The sequence below is a fragment of the Rhodoblastus acidophilus genome, assembly GCF_900187365.1.
Lineage (GTDB): Bacteria > Pseudomonadota > Alphaproteobacteria > Rhizobiales > Beijerinckiaceae > Rhodoblastus > Rhodoblastus acidophilus.
This window is the reverse complement of record NZ_FYDG01000022.1, coordinates 12,660-28,703: the sequence shown is the minus strand read 5'-3', so window position 1 is coordinate 28,703 and position 16,044 is coordinate 12,660. Positions and strand designations below refer to the sequence as shown.

General features: G+C 63.6%; 13 protein-coding genes. 8 read left to right on the top strand and 5 right to left on the bottom strand.

The window, feature by feature from the left end; all coding sequences use genetic code 11:
- Window positions 1-226 precede the first annotated feature (226 nt).
- Window positions 227-2,269 carry a M23 family metallopeptidase gene (locus CFB24_RS20175; protein WP_158255342.1) on the top strand — a complete coding sequence of 681 codons (2,043 nt, stop codon included), beginning with the start codon at window positions 227-229 and terminating at the stop codon, window positions 2,267-2,269.
- Here CFB24_RS20175 and CFB24_RS20170 read toward each other — a convergent pair whose 3' ends face one another.
- Window positions 2,270-3,028, bottom strand: a complete 759-nt coding sequence (locus CFB24_RS20170; RefSeq protein WP_088522429.1) for a class I SAM-dependent methyltransferase — start codon at window positions 3,026-3,028, stop codon at window positions 2,270-2,272. It lies immediately after the preceding gene.
- Window positions 3,029-3,151: 123 nt separating this feature from the next.
- On the opposite strand from CFB24_RS20170, the gene gloB reads away from it, so the two are divergent.
- Together gloB and CFB24_RS20160 are read left to right on the top strand one after the other, a co-directional pair.
- A complete protein-coding gene (gene gloB / locus CFB24_RS20165) occupies window positions 3,152-3,922 on the top strand; it encodes a hydroxyacylglutathione hydrolase (RefSeq protein WP_088522428.1) in 771 nt (256 codons plus the stop codon).
- A 177-nt stretch (window positions 3,923-4,099) separates the two neighbouring features.
- Window positions 4,100-5,998: a putative bifunctional diguanylate cyclase/phosphodiesterase gene (locus CFB24_RS20160; RefSeq protein WP_244593340.1), complete on the top strand. Its 1,899-nt coding sequence runs from the start codon at window positions 4,100-4,102 to the stop codon at window positions 5,996-5,998.
- A gap of 33 nt (window positions 5,999-6,031) precedes the next feature.
- Here the strand turns inward: CFB24_RS20160 and phaR are convergent, their stop codons facing one another.
- Complete coding sequence (gene phaR, locus CFB24_RS20155) at window positions 6,032-6,631, bottom strand: polyhydroxyalkanoate synthesis repressor PhaR (protein ID WP_088522427.1); 600 nt, start codon at window positions 6,629-6,631, stop codon at window positions 6,032-6,034.
- Window positions 6,632-6,955: 324 nt separating this feature from the next.
- Here phaR and CFB24_RS20150 point away from each other — a divergent pair, with 324 nt between their 5' ends.
- From CFB24_RS20150 to CFB24_RS20140, 3 genes are all read left to right on the top strand, one after another.
- Entirely contained in the window at window positions 6,956-8,131 is a 1,176-nt protein-coding gene (locus CFB24_RS20150) for an acetyl-CoA C-acetyltransferase (protein WP_088522426.1), read from the top strand.
- A gap of 73 nt (window positions 8,132-8,204) precedes the next feature.
- Entirely contained in the window at window positions 8,205-8,930 is a 726-nt protein-coding gene (gene phbB / locus CFB24_RS20145) for an acetoacetyl-CoA reductase (RefSeq protein ID WP_088522425.1), read from the top strand.
- Window positions 8,931-9,145: 215 nt separating this feature from the next.
- Window positions 9,146-10,162 (top strand): restriction endonuclease, encoded by a 1,017-nt coding sequence (locus CFB24_RS20140; protein ID WP_088522424.1) that lies wholly within the window; start codon window positions 9,146-9,148, stop codon window positions 10,160-10,162.
- A gap of 56 nt (window positions 10,163-10,218) precedes the next feature.
- Here CFB24_RS20140 and rpmF read toward each other — a convergent pair whose 3' ends face one another.
- The 3 genes from rpmF to rsmI all read right to left on the bottom strand — a co-directional run bounded on the left by rpmF (window position 10,219) and on the right by rsmI (window position 11,823).
- Window positions 10,219-10,407, bottom strand: coding sequence for a 50S ribosomal protein L32 (gene rpmF, locus CFB24_RS20135; RefSeq protein WP_088522423.1), 189 nt, complete (start codon window positions 10,405-10,407; stop codon window positions 10,219-10,221).
- A gap of 127 nt (window positions 10,408-10,534) precedes the next feature.
- Window positions 10,535-10,906 carry a YraN family protein gene (locus CFB24_RS20130; protein ID WP_088522422.1) on the bottom strand — a complete coding sequence of 124 codons (372 nt, stop codon included), beginning with the start codon at window positions 10,904-10,906 and terminating at the stop codon, window positions 10,535-10,537.
- Window positions 10,903-11,823: a 16S rRNA (cytidine(1402)-2'-O)-methyltransferase gene (gene rsmI, locus CFB24_RS20125; RefSeq protein WP_088522421.1), complete on the bottom strand. Its 921-nt coding sequence runs from the start codon at window positions 11,821-11,823 to the stop codon at window positions 10,903-10,905. The genes CFB24_RS20130 and rsmI overlap by 4 nt, the downstream gene beginning before the upstream one ends.
- A 167-nt stretch (window positions 11,824-11,990) precedes the next feature.
- Between rsmI and CFB24_RS20120 the strand changes: the two genes are divergently transcribed.
- Both CFB24_RS20120 and gyrB read left to right on the top strand, forming a co-directional pair.
- On the top strand, window positions 11,991-13,193 hold the full coding sequence (locus CFB24_RS20120; RefSeq protein ID WP_244593339.1) for a penicillin-binding protein activator: 1,203 nt from the start codon (window positions 11,991-11,993) through the stop codon (window positions 13,191-13,193).
- Between the two features lie 112 nt (window positions 13,194-13,305).
- Window positions 13,306-15,750: a DNA topoisomerase (ATP-hydrolyzing) subunit B gene (gene gyrB / locus CFB24_RS20115; protein WP_088522431.1), complete on the top strand. Its 2,445-nt coding sequence runs from the start codon at window positions 13,306-13,308 to the stop codon at window positions 15,748-15,750.
- Window positions 15,751-16,044: the final 294 nt, after the last annotated feature.

Below are 16,044 nucleotides of genomic sequence, written 5' to 3'. Positions count from 1 at the left end.
ATAAGGCGAGACCACCGAAAACGTCAACTCCAAAACGACAAAAAAATGAAATAAATCTGAAATTGTAATAAAAACAACAGGATACGGCAGGGGGCAAGGAAGGGCGAGCCGCCCCATTTCGGCCAACCTCCGGCGTGTATAAAGCCCCGTTTCTGCTGGGGGTGACAGGAGACAGTGCCGCGTTTTAGCGCTATCTCTTATGTTCAAGGTTCACGGAGGCCAATTCTTGGCGACCTCGGTCAATTTCGTCGCTTTTCGCTCCTCAGTCTCTCGGCGCGCGCTTCTTGCGGCGTCCGGCAGCGCGGAGCCGCCGCTCGACCCGCGCGGGGAAAAGCGCATCGCCGGATCGGCGCGACGCGTGTCGCTGAGATGGCTGGCCGGTTCGGGTTTGACTGGTCTGATCGGCGCAGGACTCTTGGGCGGCGCCATCTACGCAGCATTCGATCGCGAGGCGAATTTCGCCGAAGCGCCGACGCGCGCGCAGCTCAATCGCAGGGATCAGGGCGAAGGCGAAAAGGTCAACCCTGCGAAGGGCGACCGGTTGATCAAGGCGATCGACATCGTCGCCGCGAAACAGACGTTCAAGACCCCGACCGCCATCAGGGTCGGCGATCGCGAGGTCATCAAGAATCGGACGTTCACGCGTGTTTCGACGACGTTGACGCTCTCGGACACAGGCTTGAGCGCCGACGTTCCCGAGTTCAACCCGCTAAAATTGCTTTCGGACTCGAGCAATCCGGCGCCGGAAGCGCCCGATGACGCGCCAGGGCCAGACGTTGCAGAGGTCGGTTTCACCGCGACGGAGCTTTCGCCGACCCAATTCGGCGTGGCGAACGGGACGTTGTCGCTGGACGAAGTGCGCGCGCAGGTTGACGAAACCATCAAGCACTCACAGACGGATGGCTCGAAAGCGTCTCCAACCTTGCCGTCTCAACTGCTGCTCATGAAGACAAGCCGGGCGTCGTTTGATCCCAATGCCGGCCTCGCCTACGCGACCCCGGGCAACATCAACGTCAGCTCGCCGTTTTCTTCGATCGAAGTGCGCATGGTCCCGGAAAATGTGACGCTGGCGCCGCGGACCACCAATCCGGTCGGGGACGCGGAATCGACGCGCGCCGCCAAGGACAAACTCGTCGTCATACGCCGCGGCGAAACGCTCGACGACGTGTTGACCGCCGCGGGCGTGCAAAAGACGACCGTCGCGGCCGTCAAGGACGCGTTCAACGGACGCCGCGCCGCGGACGCCGTTGCGGAAGGGCGCCGGATCAAACTTTCTTTTGCTGAAACCGAAAACGCGTCGGTCCCGCAGTTGGCCCGGCTCACGGTTTATGACGGCGAACGTGTGCAGGCCTTGATCGCCCTGTCGGACAGCGGCCGCTACCTCTTGCTGGAGAACTCCCAGGCGACGTCCGGCAAAACCGCGTCGCGCAAGTCGCAATCGGACGACGACTCGGACGGCGACGACAGCGACGATGGCATGCGGCTTTACAATTCGCTCTACGAAACCGCTCTCAAGCAAGAAATCCCCAAGCCGATCATCGATCAGATGATCCGCACCTTCGCCAATGACGTCGATTTCCAGCGGCCGGTCGCCGCCGGCGATTCCATCGACGCGTTCTTTGACAATGGCGACGACGGCGATCACGCCGATCTTCTTTACGCCTCGGTCACGGCGCGCGGCGAGACGTACAAATATTACAGGTTCCAGTCACCGGACGATCAGGGCGTCGATTACTTCGACCCTTCGGGCAAGTCGACGCGCAAATTCCTGGTGCGCAAACCCATTGCGACCGGCGAACTGCGCTCGGGCTTCGGCATGCGTTTTCACCCGATCCTGCACTATTCACGGCCGCATAACGGGGTGGACTGGGCGGCGCCGATTGGCACGCCGATTTTCGCCGCGGGCAACGGAACCGTCATCAAGGCGGGATGGGACTCGGGCTACGGCCGCCGCGTGGAGATCGAACACAACAACGGCTATGTCACGACATACAACCACATGTCGGCGTTTGCGCGCGGTCTGCACGACGGCGACCGGGTCAAACAGGGTCAGATCGTCGGCTATCTCGGAGCCTCGGGCTTGGCGACCGGTCCGCATCTCCATTACGAGGTGATCGTCAACGGCCACTTTGTCGATCCGTTGCGCGTCAAATTGGCGAGGACGCGCCAGTTTGAAGGCAAACTGCTTGGGGACTTCAAGAAAGAGCGCGACCGCATCGACGGCTTGATGGCGAAAGCGCCCAACAGCTCCCAAGTCGCCGGCAAATAGTCAGGCGACGTCCCGGCCCGATCCGAGCGGACGCGGCGACAGGGCCGGCGTGAGCGCAGGCGCCAATTCCGGCAAGCTTCGCCTGATACGGCGGACGCCGACCAAACGGTACAATTGTTTGGTGGCTTCAACCAGCACGACGCCCGCGCCCGGCAACGACAGCTTCGCCGAAACGCTCTCGATCGCCGGCGCCAGACGCAGCACCACGGCGCGATTGAAGGGGGGCGTGTACAGAGCTTCGCTCCAATAGACCGGGGAGAACAGCGTCTCCCGCATCAAATCGTGCAATTGGCCGCGCGAAAAGGGGCGCCCGTGGCCGAACGGCGTTGAATCGAGACGCGCCCACAGACCCGACCGATTCGGCGCGACCACGATCAGTCGCCCTCCAGGGGTCAGGACGCGCCAGACCTCTTCCAACAGCTCCCTCGGATGTTCCGCTGTTTCGAGGGCGTGGGCCAGCAGAACTCTGTCAATGCACGAATCCGGCAGCGGCAGCATGGTGTCGTCGATCAAGGCGGACGCCGAGGCGCCGTCCGACGGCCAATTCACCACGCCCTGCTCGGCGGGCATCATCGCCAGCAATCGCAGGGCTTGTCCGCGAAAATGATCGAGATAGGGCGTGGCGTAGCCCAGGCCCAGCACAGAAAGTCCGGCGAGATTGTCCCAGCGTCGCGCAAGATGACCGCAAACCAGATGGTGGGCGGTTTTGCCGAGCGAGGACGCGTAAAAACTGCGGAGATCAGTCACATCGAGCGCCATGCGACAGGATCGCCACAAAAACCCGACGGACGCAAGACCTATCGCGGCGACGCCAGCCTGCAATGGTTTCATAGCCGGGCGACGCCTATACTGCGCGCAGCGTCAATCCGCCGGAGCGCTTCCATGACCGTCCAGTTCAGGCTGCTGCAATGTTTGAGCGACAATTTCTGCCTGCTCGCGCATGATCCCCGAACGGGATCGACCATCTGTTTCGACGCGCCGGACGCCGATCCGATCGCGGCGGCGCTCGACGCGCAGGGCTGGAGGTTGAGCGAGATCGCGCTCACCCATCACCACCAAGATCACATCGGCGGCGTCGCCGCGCTCAAGGCCCGCTTCCCCGCCGCGCGCGTGATCGGGGCGGGCAAGGACGCCCACCGGCTGCCGCCTCTCGACCTTGCGGTGACCGAAGGCGACGAGATCCCCTTCGGCCGGGGCGTGGCGCGGGTGCTGGAGACGCCGGGCCACACGCTGGGCCATATCGTCTTTCATCTCGCGGACGAGGCGGCGGTCGTCACGGGGGACACGTTGTTTTCGCTCGGATGCGGGCGGGTGATGGAAGGAACCATGCCGATGATGTTCGCAAGCCTCCAGCGGCTCGCCGCCCTTCCGGCCGAAACGGCGGTCTATTGCGGTCACGAATACACCCTGGCCAACGCCCGTTTCGCGGCGACGGTCGAGCCGGACAACCCCGCCTTGCTGGAACGGCTGGCCGAGGCGGAGCGTTTGCGCGCGCGCGGCGCCGTGACGATCCCCACGACCATCGGGCGCGAGCGCGCGACCAATCCCTTCTTCCGCACAGACGATCCGAAGTTACGGAAAATATTGGGGTTAGAAGACGCGGACGACGTCGAGGTTTTCACGGAATTACGCGAAAGGAAAAATCATTTCTGAAGGTTTTCGGCGTCTGTTGTCGCCTGGGAGCCGCCGAGGGTCTTCGCCGTGGCGCCAGAAGGCGGCCGGCAGGGCCGGCGCGCCGCGCCCAAAAGATCTATGGGGCGCTGATTTTATACGCGGTGTTAACTGAACTGCGGCCAGTTTAAAGCGCATCAGAATTCGGGAACCACGTCCGTGCAACTACGCTATTTGGCTTCTCGCACGCCAAAAAAAACCGTCGCCGAGGCCGCCCCGGAACTCTCCCGCGAGAAAGACGCGCAGCCCGAACGTCGCGTCGAGACTGAAAGCTCGCTGCCGAGCCAGCCGCCTCTGGCGCGACCGCCTCAGGCCCTGCCCGCGCCGTTGATCGAGGCCGCTCCAGATCGTTCGCCCGGCCTCGACGGCGCGCCGTCGGCGAGCGCCCCCGACCCGCTCCGTATTCTCGATTCCATTGGCGAAGTCGTTTACGACTGGGATCTGCGCAGCGACATCATCAACTGGGGGCCGAACGTCCGCTCCGTTCTCGGCGTCTCGAATGTCGCTTTGATCGGAACCGGCCGCGCCTTCGCCGAATGCCTGTCCCCCGACAGCGAAAGCTCGCGCTACGAAGCCATCGCGCGCTCCGCTGCGACCGATGACGGCGCAGGCGCGCCCTTCCAGATCTGCTATGGTTTGCTGCCTCCCGACAGTCCCAGGGACGCCGCCATCTGGATCGAGGACACCGGCCGGTGGTTCGCCGGCCCTGACGGGCGCCCCGCCCGGGCGCACGGCTTGGTGCGCGTGATCACGGAACGCTACAAGCAGGATCGTCGGCTCGCATTCGAATCCCGCTTCGACACGCTGACGGGCGTGCTGAATCGCGCCAGCCTGCTGGAACAGATCGGGTTGTTTTACGCTCAGGCGGCGAAGAAAAAACAGAGCTTCGCGGCCTTGCTGGTCGCAATCGACAATCTTTTCCTGCTGAATCGGACCTACGGCTACGATATCGCCGACCAGATCATCGCCAGCATCGCCCAGCGTCTTCGAACCAACTGCCGCGAGCGCGACCTCGTCGCGCGCTACGCCGGAAACAAATTCGCGCTGGTGCTGGAAAATTGCGACGCGGCTGAAATGACCGCCGCCGCCGAGCGGCTGATCGAAATTGTCGGCGGCGCGCCGTTTGAAACGACGGCGGGACCCGTGCCGGCCGCCTTGCGGATTGGCGGGGTGGTCGCGCCGCGCAACGGTCGGGCGGTGCATCTGCTGTTCCAGCACGCCGAGGAAGCGCTCGATATCGCCCGGCAGCCCGGAGGCGCGCGCCTGATCGCCTATGAGCCGTCGCTGGCCCGGGAAGACACGCGCATGAAGGCGCTGAAAGTCTCGGACGAAATCGTTTCGGCCTTGAACGACGGCCGCATCATTCTGGCGCTGCAGCCCTTGATCGACACGCGCACGGGGGCGCCGGCCTTCTACGAGGGCCTGATGCGCTTGCGCCGAAAAGACGGCGCGCTCGTGTCTCCGTCGTCGGTCTTGCCCACCGCGGAAAAGTCGGGACTGATCCAGATGGTCGACTATCGGATCCTCGAACTGGGCTTGAAGAAACTGATCGAGGACCCCGCGCTTCAGCTGTCCGTCAATATGTCGGGCCGGACGGTTCGCGATCCGGACTTCATCTCCCGGCTGCGCGCGCATCTCGCGCCGTTCCCCGAACTGGCGCGGCGGCTGATGATCGAGTTCACGGAAACCTGCGCCATCGAGGACGTCGAGGCGACCGTGCGCGCCATCGCCGAAATCAAGAAATGCGGCGCCCGGGTCGCGATGGACGATTTCGGCGCCGGCCACACATCGTTCAAGAATCTGCGCCGTTTCGATTTCGACCTCGTCAAGATCGACGGCGCTTTCGTCCAAAACCTCGCGCGATCCGCCGACGACCGGTTTTTCGTCAAGACCCTGGCGGAACTCGCCCACCATGTCGGACTTCCCGTCGTCGCCGAATGGGTCGAGGACGCCGAGACGGCGAAAATACTTACCGACTGGGGCGTGGATTACCTGCAAGGCGACTATTTTGCGCCCGCCGCCGCTTCCGACGTGAAGGCGCCGGCCGCGCGAGAGTGACCCTGCCCGGATGATCGGCGCGGGCGGCCGCACTCAATCTTTCTGCGTCAAACTGTCGATGCGCTTTTTCATCTCGGCCAATTGGGCGCGCATCTCGTTCAATTCCTGCGACGCCGGAGTCTTGACCGCCTCCGCGGCGGCGTTGGCGCCGAAAGGCGAGAACATGTCGAGGGCTTCGCGGAACATGATCATGTTCTTGCGCGCCTGCTCTTCCATGGTCTGGAACATCTGCCGCGTCGGATTGGCCAGCGGATTGGCCAGCGGATTCGCGCTCAGGGCCGCATCGAACTGATCGCGAAACTTCTGGCTGTCGGAGGCGAGGCGTTCGATCGAAAACTCCAGATAGCTCGGAACGAGCATCTGCATGGAATCGCCGTAATAGCGGATCAACTGCCGCAAGAAACGGATTGGCAAGAGATTTTGCGCCGTCTTGCCTTCCTGCTCGAAGATGATCTGGGCCAGAACCGACCGCGTGATGTCTTCGCCGCTCTTGGCGTCGTAGACAACGAAATCCTCCCCGCCCTTCACCATTTCCGCGAGATCGTCCAAGGTCACATAAGCGCTGGCGCCGGTGTTGTAGAGGCGGCGGTTCGCGTATTTTTTTATCGTGACAGGTTGCTTTTCGCTGGTCATTTCCGTTCCTGTTCGGCTTGCGGCCGGGCGATCATTGCGATCAACCCAAGAAAAGCCCTGTTCCGTGAAATTAGCAAGTCGAGCGCCCACCGATTTATTTGCCTATGGCGCCCGCCGGCGGCGCCCGCCGCGCCCGGGTGTATGACGTTACCATTTAACGACCGGCACGGATTTGTGAAGGTCGTGGTTCTACAACCAAAAGACCATGGACCGAGCCGCCATGCGCCTTGACCATGCGGTGGGCGAAATGATCAAACTAACGCCCAAGCCGCTAACGTTAATCGTGTCCAGCAGGACCGCGGCGGCTTTTCCGGAGGATTCTGCATGTCGACTGATGTCGTGATCGTTTCCGCCGCACGCACTGCGGTTGGCTCCTTCAGCGGAGCTTTCGCAAATGTGGCGGCTCATCAACTCGGAGTCGCCGCCATCAAGAGCGCGCTCGAGCGCGCCAAGGTCGAGGCCGGCGATGTCGATGAAGTCATTCTCGGCCAGATCCTGGCCGCCGGCGAAGGCCAGAACCCGGCCCGGCAAGCCGCGCGCAAGGCCGGCGTTCCCGACGAAAAGACCGCTTTCGGCATCAACCAGCTGTGCGGCTCCGGCCTGCGCGCCGTGGCCCTCGGCCTGCAGCAGATCGTCAATGGCGACGCCGACATCATTGTCGCCGGCGGCATGGAGAGCATGTCCCAGTCGCAGCACGCCGCCTATCTGCGCTCCGGCGTCAAGATGGGCGAGTTGAAAATGGTGGACACCATGCTGCGCGACGGCCTGACCGACGCGTTCCACGGCTACCACATGGGCGCGACGGCGGAAAACATCGCCACGAAATATCAGATCACCCGCGAGGAGCAGGATCAGTTCGCGACCGCGTCGCAGAACAAGGCGGAAGCCGCCAAGAAGTCCGGCCGGTTCAAGGACGAGATCGCGCCCTATACGATCTCGACCAAGAAGGGCGACATTGTCGTCGACACCGACGAATTCATCCGCGACGGCGTGACCTATGACGCGCTCGCCAAGTTGCGTCCGGCGTTCAGCAAGGATGGCACGGTGACCGCCGGCAACGCCTCGGGCATCAACGACGGCGCCGCCGCGCTGGTGCTGATGACCGCCGCCGAAGCCGCCAAGCGCGGGCTGACGCCGCTCGCGCGCATCGCCTCCTGGGCGACGGCCGGCGTCGATCCCGCCATCATGGGCACCGGCCCGATTCCCGCCTCGCGCAAGGCCCTGGCCAAGGCCGGCTGGAACATCCAGGATCTCGACCTGATCGAAGCCAACGAGGCGTTCGCCGCCCAGGCCATCGCCGTCAACAAGGATCTTGGCTGGGACACGTCGAAGGTCAACGTCAACGGCGGCGCCATCGCCATTGGCCATCCGATCGGCGCCTCCGGCGCGCGCGTCCTTGTCAGCCTGCTGCACGAAATGCTGAAGCGCGACGCGAAGAAGGGTCTGGCGACGCTGTGCATCGGCGGCGGCATGGGCATCGCGCTCACGGTCGAGCGCTAAGAACGGCAATGATTGAGCGCGCCGGACGTCTCGCGCGCTCAATCTGGAACTGTTGCAAGAAAAGGGGGGAAGAATGTCTCGAGTCGCAATCGTGACCGGCGGCACGCGCGGAATCGGCGCCGCCATTTCCAAGGCGCTGCACGCGGCGGGGTACAAGGTCGCCGCGTCCTACGCCGGCAATGACGAAGCCGCCGAAAAGTTCAAGGGAGAAACCGGAATCGCCGTCTACAAGTGGGATGTGTCCGATTACGACGCCTGCGCCGCGGGAATAGCCAAGGTCGAAGCCGATCTCGGGCCCGTCGACGTTTTGGTGAACAACGCCGGCATCACCAAGGACGGCATGTTCCACAAGATGACCAGGGACCAGTGGTACGGGGTCATCAACACCAACCTGAACTCCCTGTTCAATATGACGCGTCCGGTTTGGGAAGGCATGCGCGCGCGCAAATTTGGCCGCGTCGTGTGCATTTCTTCGGTCAACGGCCAAAAGGGCCAGATGGGCCAGGTGAATTATTCGGCCGCCAAGGCCGGCGACATCGGGTTCGTCAAGGCGTTGGCGCAGGAAGGCGCGCGCGCGGGGATTACCGTGAACGCGATTTGTCCGGGCTATATCGGCACCGAAATGGTTCGCGCGATCGATCCGGCGGTTCTGGAAAAATCGATTCTGCCGCATATTCCGGTCGGCCGCCTGGGCGAGCCGGAAGAAATCGCCCGCGCCGTCGTCTTCCTGGTCGCCGACGAGGCCGGCTTCATCACGGGATCGACCCTGTCCGCCAATGGCGGTCAGCTGATGTCGTGATCGCTGGCGGCGCGCCAGATCATCAAACCCATCCGCCGGTCTCTTGCGGAAACTCATGAGATCGGCGACATCATCTTGCTTCGAAGCCCGCTGGCGTCTCCAAACGCCAGCGCGTAAGCTTTGCCAATTCAAGCGCGCGAGCAGGACCTCTCTTGTCAGAAGCGCTCAAGGTTGGCGCCCTGGAGTCTTCGGGTCGCCGTTTCCATGGACGGAAGATGAGCTACCGGGTCTGGGCCATTCGCGCCGGCGGCGAGAGCGAAGCGGATCCGCTGTTTATCGAAAACGGCCTGCTCGCGGTCAGTTTCCAGAATGTGAACCGCGACGTCAGCGCCTTGCCGGCCCAACGCGCCGCATTCAAGGACGCCTTCGCCGAATGCGGCGATGACAGAAAGCCCGGCGCCATTCCGATCCAAGCCGGACAATTGTTTCGCTTCGTTCATGAGATGAAGATCGGCGATCGGGTGATCTACCCGCGCAAGATCGACCGCACCTTGTTATGGGGCGAGATCTCAACCCCTTATCTGTATGACCGCTCCGGCAATCCCGATTTTCCGCATCGCCGCGGCGTGCGCTGGCTGAAGTCGTTGGGACGCGACGAGTTTTCCCAGGGCGCGCTCTATGAGCTCGGCGCCACCCTGACCATTTTCGAAATTCGCAATTTCACGACCGAATTCGCGCGACGTTTCGAGCCGCCGCCGGGCGCCGGCGAAGGCCCGAGCGCGCTCGCCGACGACGAGACACAGGCGGTGGTCGCGCGCGATATCGTCGAGACGACCAAGGATTTCATTGCGAAAAAGCTCAAGACCGAGTTGAAGGGCGCGCCGATGGAGCCGTTCGTCGCGGACCTGTTCCGCGCCATGGGCTACAACGCCCACGCCACGCGCGCCTCGCGCGACGACGGCATTGATGTCATCGCCCATCGCGACGAACTGGGCATCGAGCCGCCGATCCTGAAAATTCAGGTCAAGGCGCACGAGGCGAACATTGGCGCGGATATGGTGAAGTCTTTCTACGCAATGATCCACGACCGCAATGTCGGCATTTTCATCACGACCGGCGGCTATACCGCCGCTGCGCGCGGCTTCGCCGGGACACGCGCGAATTTCAAGCTGATCGACGGCGCGGAATTCGTCGGTCTTATCGAGAAATACTATGACGGGCTGGACCCGAAATACAAGAAGATCATCCCGTTGCGACGCTTGCTGGTGCCGGACGTCGACCCCGAAGGATGATGCAAAGCAAAAGGCCGGGAACTGCGCCCGGCCTTTTCAAGAGATCCCAGTTTGGATCAATCTTCTTTCGACTTCAGCGTCAGAACCTGACGACCGTTGTACATGCCGGTCTTCAGATCGACATGATGCGGACGGCGCAGTTCGCCGGAGTCCTTGTCCTCGACATAGGTCGGGGCGGCGAGCGCATCGGCGGAGCGCCGGAAGCCGCGCTTCATCGGCGAAGTTTTTCTCTTCGGAACAGCCATTTCAATCTCCGTGCCCGCTGGCGAGCAGTTCAAGGCGCGCGACCATGCGCGCGCGGAAATCCAAGAGCGCGTCTCATACAGAGAAACTTGCCAAAAGGCTAGAGCGCGCGACAAAAAAACTCGACCGTCAGCAAAACAGATCGAGCGTGAAAGCGTCGGCGAGGTGAAATGGCGGACGCCCCGGCGCAATGAAAATGGCGTCGCCCCGCAGCGTGAAATTGACCGCCCATGGATTGCGCGCGAGCCAGAAGCGCGCGGCGCGGGAAATCCGGGCGATCTTGAGCGCGGTGATCGCCTCCTGCGCCATCTCCATCCGAGGCCGGGCCTTGACTTCGACAAAGACGACGGTGTCGCCGCGTTGCGCCACGATGTCGATCTCGCCGCCCCGCGCCAGGAAGTTGCGATCAAGGATACGATAGAGCTTCGCGCGCAGCCAGAGCGCCGCCAGACTTTCGGCGCGAAGACCAAAAGCCCTGGCCTTGGCCCGTTCGCGCGTCATTCGGCTTCGTCTTGCTTGGACAGCTCAATAGCGCGCGCGTAAACGGCCCGGCGCGGTTGACCGGTCTCCGCGGAGACGACGCTGGCGGCGTCCTTGAGCGAAAATTTCTGCAACGCGGCGCGAATGCGCTCGTCAAGCGCCGGCCCCGCCAGCAAGGGCGCGTCCTCGCCGGGCGGCGCCACCAACAGGACGATCTCGCCTTTGGGCGGCCCATCCTGCTCGTAATCCGCCGCCAACTGATCGAGCGGGCCGCGCCGCACCGACTCGAAATGTTTGGTCAATTCGCGCGCGACCGCCGCATGGCGCGGCCCGAGAACCGCCGCGAGATCGCCAAGCGTCTCCGCCAGGCGGCGCGGCGATTCGAAAAACACCAGCGTGCCGGGAATGGCGGCGAGTTCCGCGATGCGCGTGCGCCGGGCGCCGCTTTTCACCGGCAAAAACCCTTCAAAGAAGAAGCGATCGGTCGGCAAGCCGGCGACCACGAGCGCCGCCAGCACAGCCGAGGGGCCGGGGACCGACGTGACCGGCAATCCGAGCGTCACCGCCTCGGCCACCAGCTTGAACCCGGGATCGGACACCAGCGGCGTGCCGGCGTCGGAAATCAGCGCGAGACTTTCGCCCTTCTGCAACCGCTCCAGCAGAATGGGCCGCATCGCCGCGGCGTTATGTTCGTGGTAGGCGACGAGCGGCGTGGCGATGCCATAATGGGCCAGCAAGTGCCGGCTGACGCGGGTGTCTTCCGCAAGAACGGCGTCGGCGGCGGCGAGCGTGGCGAGGGCGCGCAAGGTGATATCGCGCAAATTGCCGATCGGGGTCGCGACCACATGTAGTCCGGGCGCAATCTTTTCGGCCTCGGCGCGCAACCCAAACGCCACGAAGGACGAACCCGGCTGCGCATGTGAGGACTCTTGCGACATGACGCACGCCTTTCGAAAAAACATTCAACTCGCGCGCAGGCGGTCGCGCACGACGACTCGCCGCTTTCGGTTGCCAGACGGCGCGCCTATGCCGTATGACTGCATCTCACGGTCTGTCAAGCGCGTAGCGCAGGGCGTCATGCTTTGGCTTCACGCGGAGGAAACGATTGCGGCGTCTCAAGGACTTTTTGCCTCGCATCATGGGCTGCTGCGTTCTGGCGGCGCTCTACGGCTGTTCGAGCACAGGCGTGGGCCCGTCAACGCGGGCGGATGAGCCGCTGAACGCCCCCGTGACGCCGGTGCAATCCTCCAGCCTTGCGGGCGCCAACGCCAGCGCGATCGGCTCCGGCCCCGTCAAGGTGGGGCTGATCCTGCCGTTGACGCAAGGCGCCGGACAAAGCGCGGTCGGGCAATCCATGCGCAACGCGGCGGAGTTGGCGCTGTCCGAAGCCGGATCGTCCGACATCACTTTGTTGGTCAAGGATGATCGCTCGACGCCGGAGGGGGCGCGGGAATCCACCCGCGCGGCCATCGGCGAGGGCGCCGAATTGATTCTTGGGCCGCTGTTCGCCGGCGACGTGCGCGCCGCCGCCGAAGTCGCGCATGGCGCGGGCAAACCCGTTATCGCCTATTCCACCGACATGTCCGTCACGACCAAGGGCGTCTATCTTCTGTCGTTCCTGGTCGAGAGCTACGTCGACCGCATTGTCGATTACGCCGCGAGCCGCGGGAAAAAATCGATCGCGGTGCTGGCGCCCGAAAACGACTACGCCAATGTCGCGCTCGGCGCGTTGCAGCAGGCGGCGGCCAAGCATGACATGCGCGTCGCCGCGATCGAGCGCTACCGGCCGGGCGCGGCGAAAGAAGCCGCGAGCAAGATTGCGGCGCTCCGCGATCAGATCGACACGCTTTTCATTCCGGAACAGGCGTCCGCCATGGCGGACGTGTCCCGCGCGCTCGCCGCCAACGGCCTCGATTCGCGGGCCGTGCAGATCCTGGGCACGGGATTGTGGAACGACGCGCGCGTCTTGAATCTTCCGGCGTTGCAAGGCGCCTGGTTCGCCTCGCCTGAAAACGCCGGCTTCATGGGCTTCGCCCAGCGCTACCGCGCCAAATTCGGCGCGGATCCGACCCGCGTCGCCACGCTGGCCTATGATTCCGTTTCGCTCGTCGCGGCTTTGGCGCGCACCCAGGGCGCGCGCAGGTTCAGCGAAGATGTGCTGACGAGCGCCACGGGCTTCAACGGCGCCGATGGCGTGTTCCGCTTCCGGCCCGACGGCGGCAATGAGCGGGGCTTGTCGGTGCTTCAGGTCAACAATGGCTCGACCGTCGTGGTGAGCCCGGCGCCGCGCAGCCTGACTGGCGCCTGACCGGGGATCAGCCGACTCCGGCGGCGCCTCGTCCTTTCGCCTGAATTTCCGCTATGATGCCGGCTCCGAATCACGGCCATTGGGCCGCAACTGTTATCGCAAGGACTCAAACTTGACCGACCAATCCGCAGCCACGCCCGTCGACGCCGAATATGGCGCGGGCTCGATCAAGGTGCTGCGCGGTCTCGACGCCGTGCGCAAACGTCCGGGCATGTATATCGGCGACACCGACGATGGCTCGGGCCTGCACCATATGGTGTACGAAGTCGTCGACAACGCCATTGACGAGGCGCTGGCGGGCTATGCGACGCTGGTCACGGTGACGCTCAACGCGGATGGATCCTGCACGGTGACCGACAACGGCCGCGGCATTCCGACCGGCCTGCACCCCGAAGAAGGCGTTTCGGCCGCCGAGGTCATCATGACCCAGCTCCACGCGGGCGGCAAATTCGACCAGAACAGCTACAAGGTCTCCGGCGGTCTGCACGGCGTCGGCGTCTCCGTCGTCAATGCCTTGTCCTCCAAGCTGAGCCTGCGCATCTGGCGCGAAGGCCTGGAACATGAGGTCGATTTCGCGCATGGCGACGCGGTCGCGCCGTTGAAAGTCGTCGGCGAGGCGCCGCTGGAAGAAGGCAAGCCCAAGCGCGGCACTTCCGTCACCTTCCTCCCGTCGCTGGAAACGTTTTCCGCGATAGAGTTCGACTACGCCACGATCGAACATCGGCTGCGCGAACTCGCCTTTCTCAATTCCGGCGTTCGCATCGTGCTGAGCGACTCCCGCCATGCGGAAAGAAAGGTCGAGATCCTTCATTACGAAGGCGGCCTAGAGGCCTTCGTGCGGTATCTGGATCGCACGAAGTCGCCGCTGATCTCAAAGCCGATTCAGATGCGCGGCGAACGCGACGGCATCACCGTGGAAGCGGCGCTGTGGTGGAACGATTCCTACCATGAGAATGTGCTGGTTTTCACCAACAACATTCCCCAGCGCGACGGCGGCACGCATCTCGCGGGCTTCCGTGCGGCTCTGACGCGCCAAGTCACCGGCTATGCGGAACACTCGGGCCTGACCAAGAGGGAAAAGGTCGATCTCACCGGCGAAGATTGCCGCGAAGGCCTGACCTGCGTGGTGTCGGTCAAGGTTCCCGACCCGAAATTCTCTTCGCAGACCAAGGACAAGCTGGTTTCCTCCGAAGTCCGGCCGGTGGTGGAGGGAGTCATCAATGAAACCCTCGGCCAATGGCTCGAGGAGAGCCCGTCTGAAGCAAAGACCGTGGTCGGCAAGGTGGTGGAAGCCGCCTCGGCGCGCGAAGCGGCCCGCAAGGCGCGCGAACTCACGCGCCGCAAGGGCGCGCTGGATGTCGCCAATCTGCCCGGCAAACTGGCGGATTGCCAGGAGCGCGACCCCGCTAAGGCCGAATTGTTCATCGTCGAGGGCGATTCCGCAGGCGGCTCGGCGAAGCAGGGACGAAACCGCGAATATCAGGCGGTCCTCCCCCTGCGCGGCAAGATCCTCAACGTCGAGCGCGCGCGCTTCGACAAAATGCTGTCGAGCGAACAGATCGGCACTTTGATCACCGCGCTGGGCGCGGGCATCGGCCACGACGAATTCAACATCGACAAGCTGCGCTATCACAAGATTATCGTGATGACCGACGCGGACGTGGACGGTTCGCACATTCGCACGCTTCTGCTCACGTTTTTCTACCGCCAGATGCGCCCGCTGATCGAAAACGGGTTCCTCTACATCGCCCAGCCGCCGCTGTTCAAAGTCAAGCGCGGCTCGTCCGAGCAATATCTCAAGGATGAGAAGGCGATGGACGACTACCTGATTGGCAATGGCGTGGACGGCGCGATTCTGCGGCTGGCCTCGGGCGAGGAGCGCGCCGCCGCCGATTTGCGCGCGCTGGTCGAGGAGGCCCGGTTCATCCGGCAGGTGCTCGGGCAATTGCACAACCGTTACAATCGCGGGGCGGTGGAGCAAGCCGCGATTTCCAGCGCGTTGAAACCATTGGATGCGCTGTCCGAAGTTGAGGCCGAGGCCAAGGCGCGGGAAATCGCCGAACGGCTCGACGCCCTCGCCGACGAGGTCGAGCGCGGCTGGACAGGACGCGTGGAGAATGGCGGCTTTGTTCTGGCGCGTGAATTGCGCGGCGTCAGGCAAGTGCTTCATCTCGACGCCGGTCTGCTCGCTTCGGCTGAAGCGCGTCGGCTCGATGAGCGGGCGCCGAGCCTGCGCCAAAGCTTTTCGCGGCCGGCGCTGTTGTTGCGCCGGGGCGAGGAGATTCCGATCAGCGGACCGGTGGCGCTCCTGAGCGCGATTCTCGGCGCGGGCGGCAAGGGCGTGACGCAGCAGCGCTATAAAGGATTGGGCGAAATGAACCCGGAGCAGCTCTGGGAGACGACGCTCGACCGCGAGGCGCGATCGCTGTTGCAGGTCAGGGTGAAAGAGGGCGACGAAGCCGAAGATCTGTTCGTCAAGCTGATGGGAGACGTGGTGGAGCCCCGCCGCGAGTTCATCCAGGATAACGCGCTGAACGTCGTCAATCTCGACGTCTGATTTCGCTTGTGATCGTGCGGGCGCGATAGGCGTGAAGTCGCGCCTTTCCGGACGCCAATCCGAGGTCCGAAGACGCAGCTTGCTGTCCATCGGGCCGACGAGGCGGCGGCCCCTGTTCGAGATGCCCGCCTCTTGAAAGGCGCTGTCGAAGTCTCCATCTCAATACAAACAAATTTGAATCCGGGCCCCTCTGGCGAGGACCCCGACCCAGGTCGGGCAACCTCGCGATGTCGGATCGCCGATCCCGCGCCGATGCGCTGGAGGCGGTCGATGTCGTAGGTTCGCCGCTCCAGG